The sequence below is a fragment of the Cupriavidus sp. 01T418 genome, from assembly GCF_056398885.1.
On sequence record NZ_JBFTQG010000171.1, the window covers coordinates 1 to 476 of the forward strand.

The 476-nt window shown below is 61.8% G+C and carries 1 protein-coding gene; it reads left to right on the forward strand.

The features are described 5' to 3' along the window. A partial coding sequence (locus AC1DQ3_RS36760) for an IS630 family transposase (protein WP_477124986.1) occupies nucleotides 1–475 on the forward strand: 475 nt, incomplete at its 5' end. Between the last annotated feature and the right edge of the window lies 1 nt (nucleotide 476).

Here is a 476-nt window from a genome sequence, read left to right on the forward strand (position 1 = left end):
GCCCACGCGCGTGCGCACCTGGGCTCCGAAAGGTCAAACGCCGGTCATCCAGTTCCACTTCAACTGGAAACATGTCTCGGCCATCGCGGGCCTGAGTTATCACAACTGCCTGTTCCGCCTTTATGACGGCGCGATCAAGAGCGCACAGATCGTGGAGTTTCTCAAGGCACTGCGCGCACACCTCAAGCGCCGCCTGATGATCATCTGGGACGGCGCCGCGCAGCACAAGAGTCGCATCGTGCGCGACTACCTCGATAGCACTGGTGGTGCAGTGCAGATGGCCTTTGTCCCGCCCTACAGCCCGGACCTGAATCCTGTGGAGTATCGCTGGGCCTGGCTCAAGCGCCATGCTCTGGCCAACTACTGCCCACACTCGCTCGCCGAACTCAAAACGACCGCCCGCAATCGGCTGCGCAGCGCACAGCAACGCGCCAACATCATTGCCGCGTGCTGGAAGCAGGCCGAGTTGTGGTGAT